The organism is Salinicola acroporae (assembly GCF_003206615.1).
Lineage (GTDB): Bacteria > Pseudomonadota > Gammaproteobacteria > Pseudomonadales > Halomonadaceae > Salinicola > Salinicola acroporae.
This window is the reverse complement of record NZ_PZJW01000006.1, coordinates 1-14657: the sequence shown is the minus strand read 5'-3', so window position 1 is coordinate 14657 and position 14657 is coordinate 1. Positions and strand designations below refer to the sequence as shown.

Below are 14657 nucleotides of genomic sequence, written 5' to 3'. Positions count from 1 at the left end.
CCTACCCGAATTCGACCCTATACGCGTTCGAAGACCGTGGCGACCCCCTGCCCCATGCCAATGCACATGGTGGCCAGCCCCAGCGTGGTGTCCTGCTGACGCATCACGTTGAGCAAGGTGGTACAGATACGCGCCCCGGAACAACCCAGCGGGTGGCCTAGGGCGATGGCGCCACCGTGCAGGTTGACGGCGTCGTCGAGCCGGTCGAGCAGTTCGAGATCCTTGAGCACCGGGATCGACTGGGCGGCGAAGGCCTCGTTGAGCTCGACCGTCTGAATATCGCCGATCTGGAGCCCGGCGGCCTTCAGCGCCTTCTGTGACGCCGGCACCGGGCCGTAACCCATGATCGAGGCATCGCATCCGGCGACGCCGGTCGATACCACCTTGGCAAGAGGCTTCAGCCCCAGTGACTTGGCCCGCTCGTAGCTCATCACCATCAGCGCCGAAGCGCCGACCGAGAGTGCGGACGACGTGCCCGCGGTGACGGTGCCGTTCTTGGGATCGAACGCCGGCTTGAGCGAAGCCATCTGCTCCAGCGTGGCGTCTTCTCGCACCACTTCGTCGTGCTTGATCAAGCTACGGTAACCCTGCCCATCGTGACCTTCGATCGGCACGATCTCGTTGTCGAAATAGCCCAGGCGATTGGCCTCGCTGGCGCGCTGATGGGAGCGCAACCCGAACTGATCCTGCTGCTCGCGGGTGACGCCGTGCATCTTGCCCAGCAGTTCGGCGGTCAACCCCATCATCATCGCCGCCTTGGCGGTGGTCTTGCTGGCCGCCGGATTGACGTCGACGCCGTGGGTCATCGGCACGTGCTCCATGTGCTCGACGCCACCGATCAGATAGCAGTCGCCCATGTCGGCACGGATATTGGCCACCGCGATATGCAGCGCGCTCATCGACGAGCCGCACAGGCGGTTGATGGTCTGCGCCGGCACCGAGCGGGGAATGCCGGTCAGGATGGCGGCATTGCGCGCGATGTTCATCGACTGCTCGAGGGTCTGGTTGACACACCCCCAGAGGATGTCGTCGACACCCGCGGGGTCGAGCTTGTCGTTGCGGGTGAACAGCGCCTGCATCACCGCAGCGGAGAGATTCTCGGCGCGAACGTGACGGAAGGCGCCGTTCCTGGCTTTGGCCATGGGCGAGCGCACGGCATCGACCAGCACGGCATCTCTAGCGTTCAAACTCATGACTTTGACTCCGATTGGTGGTGGATTCAGCGATCGCTGGCGTCAGGGTAGAAACGCTCGCCGCTGGCGGCCATCTCCCTGAGCCGGGCCGTCGGCGCATACAGCGCACCAAGCTCATCGGCGAGCTGTTCGGCCACCGCCACGAACTCGGCCACGCCCATCGCGTCGATGTAGCGCAGCGCGCCGCCGCGGAACGGCGGAAAGCCGATGCCGTAGATCAATGCCATGTCCGCCTCGGCGGGCGACCCGACGATACCCTCCTCGAGACAGCGCACCGTCTCCATGCAGAGCGGCACCATCATTCGTGCGATGACCTCGTCGTCGGAGAGCTCGCGCGTCTCCCGGACGACCTCGGCCACCAACCGGTGCGCCTCGTCATCGTGGACTTTCTTCGGCTTGCCCTTCTTGTCTTCCTCGTAGGCGTAGAAGCCCTTGCCGTTCTTCTGACCGAGGCGCTGGTTGTCGAGCATGATCTGGATTGCCGACTTGCCCTCGTGGGCCATGCGATCCGGGAAGCCCTCGGCCATCACTTCGCTGGCGTGAACGGCCGTATCGATGCCGACGACATCGAGCAGGTAGGCGGGGCCCATCGGCCAGCCGAAGCGTTCCATGATCTTGTCGGCGCGCTCGAAGTCGACGCCGTGCTCGACCAGGCCGCTGAAGCCGCCAAAGTAGGGAAACAGCACACGATTGACCAGAAAGCCCGGGCAGTCGTTGACCACGATCGGCGTCTTGCCCATCTGGCGAGCGTAGGCGACCGTCGCGGCGACCGCGGTGTCGGAGGTTCTGGCGCCGCGAATGACTTCGACCAGTGGCATCCGGTGCACCGGATTGAAGAAGTGCATGCCGCAGAAATTTTCCGGCCGCTTGAGATCGGCTGCCAGTCGATCGATGGAGATCGTCGAGGTGTTCGAGGCCAGGATGGTCTCTTCCGAGACGCTGGCCTCGACCTCGGCCAGTACGGCGGACTTGATCTTGGGGTTCTCGACCACCGCCTCGACCACCAGATCGACGTGATCGAAATCGCCGTAGGAGAGCGTCGGGCGGATGTTGCTCAGCACCTCCGCCAGCTTGGTCTGGCTGAGCTTGCCGCGCTCGAGCTGTTTGGTCAGCAGCTTGCGAGCCTCCTTCAGTCCCAGCTCGATCGCCTCCGGCTTGATATCCTTCATCAGGATGGGCGTGCCCTTGTAGGCGCTCTGGTAGGCGATCCCGCCCCCCATGATGCCAGCGCCGAGCACCGCGGCCCGAGCCACTGTTCCGGCACTCTTCTCGTACTGCTTGGCCTTCTTCTTGACCGCCTGATCGTTCATGAACAGGCCGACGAGGTTGTAGCAGACATCGGTCTTGGCAAGCTTTGCAAACGCCTGGGCTTCGATCGCCTGCGCTCGCTCCCGGCCCTCGCCCGCCCCTTTCTGGATGACCCGGATCGCCTCGATCGGTGCCGGATAATGCGGCCCCGCCTTGCCCGCGACGTAGCCCTTGGCGGTCTCGAACGCCATCATCTGCTCGACCGCATTGAGCTTGAGTGGGGTCCCCTTTTCGGTGCGACGAGCGCGGTAGTCGAAATCACCGGCAGTGGCTTTGTCGAGGATGTCCCGGGCCGCAGCCATGAGCCTTTCCTGAGGCACGACATCGTCGACGGCGCCCACCTTGAAAGCCGTCTCGGCATCGTTCTGCGAGCCACCCGCGATCCACTCGATGGCATTGTCGGCACCAATCAGACGCGGCAGGCGGACGCAGCCCCCCCAACCCGGCACGATACCCAGCTTGGTCTCGGGCAACCCGATCTGCGCGGTTTCCGCCATGACACGGAAATCGGTAGTCAGACTGAGTTCGCACCCGCCACCCAACGCCAGCCCGTTGAGTGCGGTGACGGTGGGAAAAGGCAAGTCTTCGATGCGGTTGAACAGTGCGTGGATTCGCGTGTTCATGTCGACCAGGAACGCCTCGTCCTTGGCGAACATGGCATGAAATTCAGTGATATCGGCACCGACGATGAATACGTCCTTGGCGCTGGCGACGATCAATCCCTTCAAGCCGGCTTCGGCTTCCAGAGCCTCGACGGCCAGCGACAGCTCGCCAATGACCGAAGACGACAGCTTGTTGATCGCTTCATCCTTGAGGTCGAGCGTCAGAAGCGCTATACCGCCGTCCTGGACCTCGACCCGGATGGCATCGCCTTGATAGAGCATGGGAAACCTCCGTGCCATGACTGCGAAAATGTCCCTCGCCATCGACGACAGGACAAATCATACGACTGTTTGAATATCGAGAGCTTGAGGTGCGCGACGAGGCTCGTCAAGCTCAACCAAAGTCTCGCTCCACCCTGTTCACCCCCAGGTTGGCGCAGCCATTACCGGAAGCGAGAAACCCGTGTTCGGTGCCGTCGCGCAAAATCGATCCCCAACCGCTAGAATGTGTCGCCCATCGGCGGTCCGGGACTTCTTCCTCCGGATCATCACCCGACCGCCCCCGTGAACCGATTCGAAGGAGCCTGGACCGTGGCCGAGAAAGAGACCATGACGCCCTCGATACTGGCCCGGCTGGAACCGCTTGTCACTCGTTTACGTCGCTATCACTGGGCCTGGCCACCCATCGCCTTCGTTCTGGGGCTGCTCGGCTTTTTCCTGGTCAATCGACAACAGTGGCTGGGTGGCCTGCTGGCGCTGGGCCTGGTGCTGACCTGGGCCCTGTTGATCATCGAAAGCATTGCCAGCAAATGGCTATCGCGGCGGGGGCGAAACGCGGCCCTGCCTCGCGCGGCGGCGACTTTCATCGCGCAGATGGTGCATCAGGAAACCCTGTTCTTCTGCCTGCCGTTCTTTCTCGCCACCACCATCTGGACCAGCGGTCAGGCGGTGTTCACCGGGCTGCTGATCGTCTGCTCGATCCTCGCCATCCTGGATCCGCTGTACTTTGGCCTCTCCAATCGGCATCGATGGCTTTACTTCCTGCTCCACTCACTGTGCGTGTTCGTGGTGATGCTGGTCACGCTGCCGATCATGCTGAGCCTGACCACCGGCGAGAGCCTGATACTGGCGATCCTGGCCATGATGTTCTTCAGTCTGCCCAGTGTCCTTGGGCTCATCAGACCTGGCGGCATCGCTCGCTGGCTCGCCATGGTGGGACTGCTGATCATTCTGGGCGGCATCGCCTGGACCGGGCGCACCTGGATACCGCCAGCGACCTTGTGGCTATCCGGCAGCGCACTCTCCCCCGGCTTCGATACGGCGGCCCGGACGCCCACCGGCAGCATGACGCTGACCCCCCAGGCGCTTCGCTCGCGAGGACTTTACGTCTACACCGCAATCCGGGCCCCGCGTGGGCTGCGCGAAAAGATCTATCACGTCTGGCGTCATGACGGTCAGGTCGTTGAGCGCATCGCGCTGGTCATCCATGGCGGTCGTGATCAGGGCTACCGGGCCTGGACCCACAAGCAGAATTTCTCCGGTGAACCGGAAGGACGCTGGCAGGTGGACGTGATCACGCAGACCGGGCAGCGTATCGGCAGCGTGCGATTCACGGTGGCCACGAACGATGACGCGACGATCGCCGATGGCAGGATTCAGCGTCCGCCAGGGATCCCCGGATGGAATATCCGCCATGTATTAGGGAATAACGGTAAACAGGGCGACTAATCGCCAACCATTGTGGCTTGCATTATCCTGCGGTGCTTTGGAGAATGTTAGGACGTTCACGATTCAGGTAATCCGCTATGGCACAGCATATCGGCTTTAAATTGGCACGTTTGCCGCGACTCTGGCGCGCCGTCATCGATGAACGCCTGGCACCACTGGGCTTGACTCAGACACGCTGGGTGACACTCTGGAATCTGCGCAACATGGGGGGAGGCCAGGCCCAGTGCGATCTGGCGCGAGCCATCGGCGTGGAAGCCCCCTCGCTGGTGCGGACGCTGGACCAACTCGCGGAGCAGAACCTGATCGAGCGTCGCCCATGCGCCGAGGACCGCCGCACCAAACGGCTGCATCTGACCCACGAGGCGACACCGCTGCTGGAGAAGATCGAGAAGATCGTCAATGAAGTGCGCGACGAGATGCTGGGCGGCTTCACGCCGGACGAGATCGACCTCTTCGAAGGCATGCTGGACCGCATCGAGAAGAATGGTCTGGAGCTGCAACGCCAGTCCGAGCAGGCCAAGGCCAGTTGATGACTCGATATCGGTGCCGAGAGGGCTCGCGCGCCGCTATATCGCGATGCCACCCGAGCGGGTGGCGCCATCCATCATAGCGGCCTGGTGGGCACTTCGGCCTTTTTCCCACTTCCGGCCAGGCTGTCTCGCATGGCCAGCCAGTTTGCCCAATTCTGCTGAAAATCCTCCAGGCTCATCGCCTCCTGCCACCAGACGCACATCGTGTGCTTACCGGATTCGACGATCAGCGCATCCTTCGGCAAGGTATCCAGCCACTGCTCGAGAAATCGCAATCGTTCGGCATTCAATGGCGGCAACGGTGCCTGGCGCCACCGCCACTGGGGGGTTGCCGCCTCCAGTGCGTCACTGGCGACGTCATTGCGTATCAGCGTGAAGTCACTACCCGACGCCGTGCCCGGGTAGCGCAATCGATAGCCCGTCAGGGCAACGTTAGGCAGTGCCAGCGGTGCCTTGGTGAAGTTCAACTCTCCACCATTGGCCTTGACGTACCGACGTAATTGCCCCCGCAGCGTCTCGCCGCGGCTTGGCCGCAGCCATACCATCGGCGAGAGCATCAGCAGGAACGCGACCAACAGAAACCCCAGTACCGCCATAAATTCTCCTATTGTCCCGCCCTCGGCTCTTGGTGATCGCTATAAACCCGAACATCGAACGATACATCGTACCCTGATGGTGACATCGTGTTGCGTCACGCCAACGCATGTTTGATGATCGGCTGCGGCGCCTGACCGCAGGGCGCTGCCGAAAATAGCGTTGTGCCGTTCATGAGGCACGCTTACAGTTATCCATGTTCATTCGCCGGACGGGGGATTACCCGATGAGCAACGAATACCATCACGTGCTGGTTGCCGTGGATCTGACCAAGGATTCGCACAAGGTACTGGAGCGAGCGATTCCCATCGCACGCCGCAACCAGGCCAAGCTCTCGATCATCCATACGCTGGAGCCTCTAGGGTTCGCCTATGGTGGCGACATCCCCATGGACCTGACGAGCATTCAGGACCAGCTCGACGAACACGCGACACAGCGTCTGGCCGATATCTCGGACCCTTACGACATCCCGCGGGAAGATCAGCATATCGTGGTCGGAATGCCGGACACCGAGATCCAGCGATTCGCCAAGGACCACGACGTCGATCTGATCGTCGTGGGCTCCCACGGCCGCCACGGCTTCGCCTTGCTGCTGGGCTCGACGTCCACCGGCGTGCTGCACGGCGCCGAGTGCGACGTCCTGGCGGTCCGCGTCGGCAAGGATGGTGAAACCGAAGAGTGAGGCCGATGCCTCTCGCTCACCGCCCGCCCATGGCGGGCGGTGAGCCGATACTCTGCCGCGCCGTCAGCCGCTGCCTTCCGCCATCGCTTCCAGTTCCATCCACCGCTCCATGGCCCGATCCAACTCCGCCTGGGTTGCCGACAGCGCTTCGATGGCCTGACTCACGGTCTCACCATCCTGCTGATAGAAATCCGACGCTCCCATCCTGGACTCGAAGTCGGCGATCCGTGCCTCCAGCGTCTCGATCGTAGCGGGCAGCGTATCCAGCTCGCGCTGCAGCTTGTAGGAGAGCTTCTGGCGACGCTTGTCGCCGTCCGCCTTGTCTGCCGACTGGTTCGGGGTAGCCTGTCGCTCGGCCAGTTTCTGCTGGGCTTTGCGGGCCTCGGCCAGCTCCCAGGGCGCTGGCGGGAGCCGGCCACCCTGCCGCACCCAGTCGCTGTAACCGCCCACGTAGCTGCGCACGACACCGTCGCCCTCGAAAGCCAGTACGTCGGTGACGACATTGTCCATGAAGGCGCGGTCGTGGGAGACGAGCAGTAGCGTTCCCTCGAAATCGAGCAGCAGCTCCTCCAGCAGTTCGAGCGTCTCCACATCGAGGTCGTTGGTCGGTTCGTCGAGGACCAGCACATTGGCCGGCTGGGTGAAGAGCTTGGCCAGCAGCAGACGATTGGACTCTCCGCCGGACAACGCCTTGACCGGCTGCCTCGCGCGCTCGGGGGTAAACAGGAAATCCTGCAGGTAGCTGATGACGTGCTTGTCCTTGCCCCCGACCGTCACCTTGTCACTGCCCTGGGCGACATTGTCGTAGACACTCTTGTTCGGCTCGAGCCCGGCCCGCAACTGGTCGAAATAGGCAACCGCAAGGTTGGTGCCCATTCTCACGTTGCCCTCGCTGGGCTCGAGCTCGCCCAGCAGGATCTTGAGCAGCGTCGTCTTGCCGGCACCGTTGCGACCGATCAAACCGATACGGTCGCCGCGCTGAATCTCCAGCGAGAGATCGCGAATAATGCAGGCATCGGCGTAATACTGCGTCACATGCTGCAGTTCGACGACACGCTTGCCGCTACGCTCGCCGCTGTCCACCTGAAACGATGCCTTGCCTTGGCGTTCACGACGCTGGGAGCGCTCGTTGCGCATCTTCTCGAGCGCTCGCACGCGCCCCTCGTTACGGGTGCGGCGCGCCTTGATCCCTTGGCGAATCCAGGTCTCTTCCTGGGCCAGCTTCTTGTCGAACTCCGCCCGCTCGCGAGCCTCGACTTCCAGCTCGTGCGCCTTCTGGGCCTGATAGGTGGCGTAGTCACCGGGATAGCGCCCCAGCCGGCCGCGATCGAGTTCCAGAATGGTGGTCGCCAGCTTCGACAGGAAGGCGCGGTCGTGGGTAATGAACAGCACCGCCCCATCGAATGCCAGCAACTGCTCCTCAAGCCAGGTGATGGTATCGATGTCGAGATGGTTGGTCGGCTCGTCCAGCAGTAGCAGGTCGGGCCCCGAGACCATCGCCCGTGCCAGCGCCACGCGGCGGCGCCAGCCCCCCGAGAGACCGCTCATCATGGCATCGGCAGGCAGGCCAAGGCGCGTCAGGACGGTATCGATACGCTGATGAAAGGACCAGCCGTCCTGCGCTTCCAGTCGTGTCTGCAACGTTTCCAGGCGTCGCATGTCCGGTTCGGCCATCGCCACCAAGCGATGATACTCGGCCAGCAGCTCCCCGGTCTCGGGCAGCCCCTGGGCGACGACTTCGAAGATCGTCGCCTCGTCGGCATCCGGCAGGGTCTGCTCGAGCACACCGATCTTGAGCCCCGGGGCGCGCCAGATATGGCCGTCATCGGCCTGATTGTCGCCCGAGATCAGCTTCAGGAGGGTCGACTTGCCGGTACCGTTTCGACCCACCAGTGCCAGGCGCTCTCCTTTCTCGATCTCCAGGTCCGCGCCATCGAGAAGCGTATGGTGGCCATAGGCCAGTTGCAGTTGTTCAAGGCGTAGCAGAGCCACGTGGAACCTCGCGATCGTGAGTCTTCGAAATGACGGAAGTGGGTAGCCCGGTGGCTATTCTGGCTGAACCTGTCGTCGGCCCGTATTGTACCTTGCCAGCCCGCGCTCGCCGAAATGGATTGGCACATGCTTCGCCCCTGGCCCCGGGCGCTTTACAATGTGTGCCGATAATCTTCCCCTCGACTGAAAGGAGTGCCGCGTGAGCGACACGCCACAGCAGCAAGCAGCCGGCGACGAATCCCCCCTGCCGGAAGCACTACGCATCACCTCGCCGTCACCGCTGGTCGATATCGGTGCCAATCTCACTCACGAGAGCTTCGAACAAGACCTCGAAGCGACGCTGGCTCGGGCGGCCCACGCCAATGTCACGACCCTGGTGATCACCGGCGCGGACCTCGAAGGCGCCACCAGGGCGTCTCGGCTGGCGACCCGGTTCCCCGGTCTTCATTCGACGGCCGGACTGCATCCCCATCATGCCTCCGATTGGTGCTCCGAGCTGGAGCAAGCCATGCGCCATCTCCATCGGCACGATTCGGTCGTCGCCGTGGGAGAGTGCGGTCTCGATTTCCACCGCAACTTTTCCTCGCCGGCGGACCAGGAGCGCGCCCTGGAAGCGCAACTCGCGCTGGCGGCGGAGTCGGGCCTGCCGGTCTTTCTTCACGAGCGCGATGCCGGGCGACGCATGCTGGAAATCCTGAGCGACTGGCGAGACCGCCTCAGCGATGCCGTGGTCCACTGTTTCACCGGAGATAGAGCGACGCTCCACGGCTATCTCGATCTGGACCTGCACATCGGCCAGACCGGCTGGCTCAGTGACGAACGCCGTGGTCACCATCTCCGTGAGTTCGTCGCCGACATCCCCGCCGAGCGGCTAATGGTGGAGACCGACTGCCCCTATCTGCTGCCGCGCAATCTGCCGGCGAAGATAAAGGGGCGCCGCCACGAGCCGGCTCTGCTACCTTGGATAGTCAGAGAACTGGCTCACTGGCGCGGCGAGAGCGAAGCCGATCTGGCACATCGAACCACGCTGACGGCCAAGCGCTTCTTTCGGCTGAACGAGGACGCTGGCAAATGACCGACTACCCGGGATTCATCGCCGTCGAGACCGGCGACGACAATTCGCTGCCATTGGCCATCGCGTGGGCGCTACCCAACGGTCAGATCAAGCACACCCTGATTCAGCCCGACGATGAGTGGCTGGACGACGAACTGTTGTCCCTCGGTGGCTACGATCTGGACGAACTCCGACATCTCGGCATCAGCCCATTGGACGTGCTCCGGGAGCTGGAGAACGACCATTTCAGCGAGACGCTCTACACGGCGGGCGTTCAGGATGATGAAGCCGCGCTGTCGATGATGTTCGACGACTTCGGTGTCGACCCTTTCGTCGAGCTTGCCCCGGCGGCCAACCTTTACCCGGAGCTCGATGCGGGTGACTGGTCACGGGCTCGCAGCGAACTGTTCGGAGAGATGGGGCTGGAGCCCCTCCGCCCGGAGCACGAAGTCCAGGTCATGCTCTATCTCCATCAGCGTCTCGTCCAGCGCGACGCATAGAGGCTCCCATCTCCAGCCGTCGCCGTCCTGCGGCGATGGCTGCCTGAAGCCCAGCCTCTTCGCGGTAAAAAATGGCGAGCGCATCGATGAGTGCCTGCGCCCGCCTGGGGATTCCCTCGCGTCGGTATCGTGCCACCCGCGCAGCCACCTTCGCACTGAACGCCCACCGGTCCACCTCGACCCCATCGAGATTGTCGATACTGACCTCGAACGGCTTGCCACAGGCGGCGCTGAGTAGTGACTCGAGCGCCTGGGGCGCGGTCTCGACACGTTCGAAGTCGGCCTGTCGCTCGGCATCCCGCCCGTCTGGCTCGTACCAGTAGCCGTAATCCTCGAGCTGCCGCCGTGCCGCACCGGCGATGCACCAATGGCTGATCTCATGCAGCGCGCTGGCGAAAAAACCGTGGGCGAAGACGATCCGATGATGCTCGTGACAAGCGTCGGCCGGCAGATAGATGGGTTCGTTTTCCCCACGCACCAGTCGAGTACGATAGCTATCGGTAAAGATACCGTCGAACAGCGCGATCAGGTCTTCGATGTCGTGTGTCATCAGGGCCTCCGGAACTGCGCCGGAGTATACGTAAGTTCACACCTGCCGCCGAGCGCTTCCCCGCGACTCCTGCTAGAATCGCCGCCCTGTCCGTTCGGTCAAGGAGCATCCCGTGTCGTCGACCGTCAGCCATCTTCACCGCTGCCGCCGAGAAACCGGAAGCCTCGTGCGTCTGAGCCTGCCGATCTGCGGCGCGCAATTGGCTCAGGCAGGCATGAGCGCGTCGGATGTCATCATGTCGGGCCGAGCCAGCGCCATCGACCTGGCGGCGGTCTCTGTCGGGGCCAGCTTGTGGGTACCGCTGATGCTGCTGATGACCGGCACCTTGATGGGGCTCACTCCCATCGTGGCCCATCGAATGGGTGCCGGAAACCACGACCAGGTCCGCGGCAAGGTCCATCAGGCGCTCTGGGTGGCGCTGCTACTGGGCGTTCTCAGCGCTCTTGCCATGACGCTGGGCGCCAGCGTCATTTTTCGCCTGATGCAGATTCCCGACGATGTCGCCCGCCTGGCTACCGCCTACTTGAATGCCGCGGCCTTCGGCATTCCCGCGATCGCGATATACCAGGCGCTGCGAGCCTTCTCCGACGGCATGCATCACACTCGGCCGGCGCTGTGGATCAGCCTCGTCGGTCTCGCCGTCAATATCCCCGGCAACTTTCTGTTGATCTATGGCGGCCCGGGACTGGTCGGGCTATTCGGTAACGAGATCCCTCTTTTCCTGCAGCGGCTGCCCGCGCTGGGCGCATTCGGCTGTGGTATCGCGACCGCCATGTCGATGTGGGCCATGTGTCTGGGAATGATCTGGTACACCACTCGCAGCCGTGCCTACGCCCCGGTGGTCCTGTGGGCCTCACCGACCCCGCCGCGTCGACAGGATATCGCGGAGCTCCTGTATATCGGCCTCCCGATCGGCCTGGCCATCTTCTTCGAGGTCACGCTGTTCACCGTGATCACGCTGCTGGTGGCCTACCTCGGCGAGGTCACCGTGGCGGCGCACCAGATCGCCCTCAACGTCACGTCGATACTGTTCATGCTGCCGCTGTCGTTGAGCATGGCCCTGACCGTCAGGGTCAGCAACCGACTCGGGGCGGGGAATGCCGCCGAGGCACGTTTCGTGGCCTGGAACGGTATCGGCGTCGGCCTTGCATTGGCGCTGCTCAACAGCGCGCTGATCTGGATGCTGGCGGCACCGGTCGTGTCGCTCTACACCAGCAATACCGACGTGCGTACCCTGGCCATGTCTTTGATTCTGCTGGCCATGCTGTTTCAGATCTCGGATTCGCTCCAGGTCAACCTGGCTGGCGCCCTGCGTGGCTACAAGGACACCCGGGTGGTGATGGGCATCACGCTGTTTTCCTACTGGCTCGTCGGCCTGGGGTGCGGACATCTGCTGGGGCGCGGCCTGGAAGATGCGTTCGACGCACTGGGCATCTATGGCTACTGGATCGGGCTCAATGCGGGCTTGACGACGGCAGCGGCGCTACTTGCCTGGCGGCTATGGCATGTCGGCAGCCGACGATTGGCGAAAAGCGGAAATTATCGTCACTGAGGGTATCGCGGGGCTTAACATGCCCTTCATGGCTATGCTAATACTGGCGTCATGCCTCAAGCCGAGACATTGCCGACCAGGAGGGTAGCCATGGGTGTCCCACTTTCCCCTCGATCCGCGCAGATCATCGATCTGGAAACCATGAGGCATCGGCTGAGAGCCAGGAAGCGGTTGGTCCGGCTATCGCCCGAACTCGACGGCCTGGAGATGCTCTACTTCCTCGCCTCCGACCCCGACACGCTCTACGGCCTGCCGCTGCTGGCGTGGGGCCTGCGTGAAGATGACGAAGTCGTCGGGCTGGTGCCCTGGATGGAATCGCTGGCGCCTTGCCACGAGCTGGACGATCCTGAATATGGTCATTTCGTCGGCTACCGCGACCCCGAGACCCACGAGATATTCCACGATGCGCCCGAGCACAAGGTCGCCGAGCTCGAGCATGCGGCGGCCTATTTCGATTATGAGGAAACCCAGGACGTTTCGCTGACTCAGCAACTGCCGGAAACCCAGGGCACCCACGCACTGTGCATGGACGAAGATGGCAAGCCCTGGCAGCTCAAGCAGATCTTCGGATGGCATCTCTACAGCAATGGAACAGTCGATGCGATGCTGGCCGACGACACACGGGCCACGTCACTTCCCGTTCTGTTGGGGGACGACTGCCTCTATCCTGGTCGAAGCCGCCACCGCACGCTCTATTTCTTCCAGCGCAATATCGCCAACCGCATCCGGAACGAAGATCCGGATACGTTGGAGGCGCTGGCGCTGATGGTGATGCCGGGAAACTGACTCGGTCAGGTGAAAAAGTGGCTGACCGGCCTGCCCTACCGCTATCTCATCCCAGTTGGATGCGATAGCGGTATTCGTCGCCATCCTGGCTCTGGTCGACGAGCCGATGCCCCAGGAAATTGCAGAACTTGGGGATGTCGCGGGTCGTCGCGGGATCGGTGGCAATCACTTCCAGAATGTCACCGGTTGCCATGTCACGCACCTTGTTGTGCATCAGCATGATCGGTTCCGGACAGTAGAGCCCCCGTGTATCCAGTATTTCCCCCGGCTGGAGCCTAGCGTCGTTCATGGCTGCCTCTCGCAAGCTATCGTCATTCATCCATCCAGTCTCACATGGACGGTGACCTCTTCACGGTCATGATACAGGTGGCGACAAGCGATGCTAGCGCTCACGCCCGCTGCCTTCAACGCGTTCTCGAGCCGTATCAGACAGCGCCGAACCTCGTCCCACCTTTTCTTCATCGGCAGCTTGAGGTTGAAGATCGCCTCGCGGCACCATCGCTTGATCAGCCAGCGCTCGACCATGTCGATCACTCGCATCGGCTTGTCGACGATATCGCATACCAGCCAGTCGAGCCGGTACGGCGGCTCCCAGACAAAGCCGTCTTCGCGCAGGTGCTCGACCTGGCCCGTCGCCATCAATCCTGGCGCCATGGGCCCGTTGTCGATGGCATAGACGAACATGCCACGCCGCACCAGCTGGTAGGTCCAGCCGCCCGGCGCGGCCCCCAGGTCCACGGCTTGCATGCCGTCGTGAAGACGCGCCTCCCAGGCCTCTTTCGGCACGAAGGTATGCCAGGCTTCCTCGAGTTTGAGCGTCGAGCGACTAGGGGCATCGGCCGGATGGCGGAGACGCAGGATCCCGCCCGGATGATCACTCCTATTGCCCGGAAAGCTGATCCCCACCTGGATCGCATCGCCGGCCAGCCAGAATAGATGCAGCCTTCGCCCGCCGGCCTTGCGACGCAGGCCGCCGCCTCGCTTCAGCGCACTCTCCAGCGGGCGGCTGAGTGACTTCGCAAGGCGTCCGAGCGTCTTGCCGTCATTGGTGTCCGGGGTCTCGTGCCAGATCGACTCGAAATTCCAGCCGCTCTCCTTGATCAGGTTCGCGATGGGCGAGATTCGGTCCTCGCGAGAGAGCGCCAGCGGCTCGAACGCGACGAGCGACTGTCTCGCGAACACCAGTGACCTCAACGGCAGCTCGCGATGGATGTTATTCGCGGGCTGAAGGTCATGACTTTGCCAGCGTATGAAACCGCTATTGGGCTCTGCCATGACTACCTGCCCGAACTCGCCGATTTCGGACGCGCGCTCCGTGACCTCGGCCGCGAGATCCGGCTCGAAACCGGCCCGGCAATACAGCAGCCACTCATTGGGCACTCGATTCACAACCACCTCGCTACTGATACTTGCTCGAAGTCAATCCGCCATAAAAAAACCCCAGCCTCTTTCGAAGCTGGGGTTTGGGATAGAAGCCTGACGATGCCCCGGGCGGCGCTCCGCTACTCTTCAGGGAGAGACCCCTAAACGAATGAACCCCCGGCCTGAGCCGGGGGTTCGGTATAGGTGCCTGACGATGACCTACT

14 protein-coding genes are annotated in these 14657 nt (G+C 62.8%); 7 read left to right on the top strand and 7 right to left on the bottom strand.

Annotated features, from left to right (window positions below):
- Positions 1 to 17: 17 nt before the first annotated feature.
- Positions 18 to 1193, bottom strand: a complete 1176-nt coding sequence (gene fadA / locus DOM54_RS09480) for an acetyl-CoA C-acyltransferase FadA (protein ID WP_110716110.1) — start codon at positions 1191 to 1193, stop codon at positions 18 to 20.
- Positions 1194 to 1219: 26 nt separating this feature from the next.
- Entirely contained in the window at positions 1220 to 3385 is a 2166-nt protein-coding gene (gene fadB / locus DOM54_RS09475) for a fatty acid oxidation complex subunit alpha FadB (protein WP_110716109.1), read from the bottom strand.
- Positions 3386 to 3694: 309 nt separating this feature from the next.
- Between fadB and DOM54_RS09470 the strand changes: the two genes are divergently transcribed.
- Both DOM54_RS09470 and slyA read left to right on the top strand, forming a co-directional pair.
- Positions 3695 to 4831 carry a DUF5924 family protein gene (locus DOM54_RS09470; RefSeq protein ID WP_338067020.1) on the top strand — a complete coding sequence of 379 codons (1137 nt, stop codon included), beginning with the start codon at positions 3695 to 3697 and terminating at the stop codon, positions 4829 to 4831.
- Positions 4832 to 4908: 77 nt separating this feature from the next.
- Positions 4909 to 5361 (top strand): transcriptional regulator SlyA, encoded by a 453-nt coding sequence (gene slyA / locus DOM54_RS09465; RefSeq protein WP_110716108.1) that lies wholly within the window; start codon positions 4909 to 4911, stop codon positions 5359 to 5361.
- Positions 5362 to 5435: 74 nt separating this feature from the next.
- Here slyA and DOM54_RS09460 read toward each other — a convergent pair whose 3' ends face one another.
- Positions 5436 to 5957 carry a hypothetical protein gene (locus tag DOM54_RS09460; RefSeq protein WP_110716107.1) on the bottom strand — a complete coding sequence of 174 codons (522 nt, stop codon included), beginning with the start codon at positions 5955 to 5957 and terminating at the stop codon, positions 5436 to 5438.
- Positions 5958 to 6181: 224 nt separating this feature from the next.
- On the opposite strand from DOM54_RS09460, the gene DOM54_RS09455 reads away from it, so the two are divergent.
- Positions 6182 to 6637 (top strand): universal stress protein, encoded by a 456-nt coding sequence (locus tag DOM54_RS09455; RefSeq protein WP_110599056.1) that lies wholly within the window; start codon positions 6182 to 6184, stop codon positions 6635 to 6637.
- A 63-nt stretch (positions 6638 to 6700) separates the two neighbouring features.
- Here the strand turns inward: DOM54_RS09455 and DOM54_RS09450 are convergent, their stop codons facing one another.
- Positions 6701 to 8629 carry an ATP-binding cassette domain-containing protein gene (locus DOM54_RS09450; protein WP_110716106.1) on the bottom strand — a complete coding sequence of 643 codons (1929 nt, stop codon included), beginning with the start codon at positions 8627 to 8629 and terminating at the stop codon, positions 6701 to 6703.
- A gap of 199 nt (positions 8630 to 8828) precedes the next feature.
- Here DOM54_RS09450 and DOM54_RS09445 point away from each other — a divergent pair, with 199 nt between their 5' ends.
- Both DOM54_RS09445 and DOM54_RS09440 read left to right on the top strand, forming a co-directional pair.
- Positions 8829 to 9704 carry a TatD family hydrolase gene (locus tag DOM54_RS09445; RefSeq protein WP_110716105.1) on the top strand — a complete coding sequence of 292 codons (876 nt, stop codon included), beginning with the start codon at positions 8829 to 8831 and terminating at the stop codon, positions 9702 to 9704.
- On the top strand, positions 9701 to 10183 hold the full coding sequence (locus DOM54_RS09440; RefSeq protein WP_110716104.1) for a hypothetical protein: 483 nt from the start codon (positions 9701 to 9703) through the stop codon (positions 10181 to 10183). The genes DOM54_RS09445 and DOM54_RS09440 overlap by 4 nt, the downstream gene beginning before the upstream one ends.
- Here DOM54_RS09440 and DOM54_RS09435 read toward each other — a convergent pair.
- Positions 10140 to 10733, bottom strand: a complete 594-nt coding sequence (locus DOM54_RS09435) for an elongation factor P hydroxylase (RefSeq protein WP_110716103.1) — start codon at positions 10731 to 10733, stop codon at positions 10140 to 10142. The two genes, DOM54_RS09440 and DOM54_RS09435, sit on opposite strands and share 44 nt — an antisense overlap.
- Positions 10734 to 10845: 112 nt before the next feature.
- Here DOM54_RS09435 and DOM54_RS09430 point away from each other — a divergent pair, with 112 nt between their 5' ends.
- Complete coding sequence (locus DOM54_RS09430) at positions 10846 to 12285, top strand: MATE family efflux transporter (protein WP_240613841.1); 1440 nt, start codon at positions 10846 to 10848, stop codon at positions 12283 to 12285.
- 90 nt (positions 12286 to 12375) lie between these two features.
- Entirely contained in the window at positions 12376 to 13071 is a 696-nt protein-coding gene (locus DOM54_RS09425) for a hypothetical protein (RefSeq protein WP_110716102.1), read from the top strand.
- A gap of 46 nt (positions 13072 to 13117) precedes the next feature.
- Here DOM54_RS09425 and tusA read toward each other — a convergent pair whose 3' ends face one another.
- Entirely contained in the window at positions 13118 to 13360 is a 243-nt protein-coding gene (gene tusA, locus DOM54_RS09420; protein ID WP_110716101.1) for a sulfurtransferase TusA, read from the bottom strand.
- A 26-nt stretch (positions 13361 to 13386) separates the two neighbouring features.
- The gene (rlmM, locus tag DOM54_RS09415; protein ID WP_420852740.1) at positions 13387 to 14466 is read right to left on the bottom strand and encodes a 23S rRNA (cytidine(2498)-2'-O)-methyltransferase RlmM; all 1080 of its coding nucleotides are present in this window, start codon (positions 14464 to 14466) and stop codon (positions 13387 to 13389) included.
- Between the last annotated feature and the right edge of the window lie 191 nt (positions 14467 to 14657).